The organism is Virgibacillus sp. M23, from assembly GCF_034190895.1.
Classification (GTDB): domain Bacteria; phylum Bacillota; class Bacilli; order Bacillales; family Amphibacillaceae; genus Virgibacillus; species Virgibacillus salarius.
Window position 1 is genome coordinate 1 of the sequence record NZ_JAWDHA010000275.1, and the last position, 437, is coordinate 437.

1 protein-coding gene is annotated in these 437 nt (G+C 38.7%); it reads right to left on the minus strand.

What is annotated here, in order from left to right; translation table 11 throughout:
• A partial coding sequence (locus tag RVS70_RS22530; RefSeq protein ID WP_321134959.1) for a PLP-dependent aminotransferase family protein occupies nt 1-437 on the minus strand: 437 nt, incomplete at both ends.

Sequence of the window (437 nt, forward strand, 5' to 3'; positions counted from 1 at the left end):
TTAATGTCAGATAAACGTTCAATCACCGGTTCCGGTCCGACGATCCATCCAATCCTCAAACCTGGGCTTAAAGTTTTCGATAAACTTCCTATATACAGTACATGTCCATTTTTATCAATTGTTTTAATAGGATATGGCGGAATTTCATCGATCCATAACTCACGATAAATGTCATCTTCAATAATAGGAAGCTGTGTATTCTCACTTACTGCTAGGATTTCTTCCCGCCGCTTTTTAGACATAAGAATACCAGTCGGATTGTGAAAACATGGATTTGTATATAAGATAGCCCTTCCACGCTCTCCTCTTGTTAAATGAACATTTTCAGGCAAAAGTCCTTCATTATCGATAGGAAGTCCAGTCAGCTTCATACCAGCTGATTGAAATACGTGTAATGAATAAAGGTAGGAGGGCAGATCAAGATAAACGGTTGATCC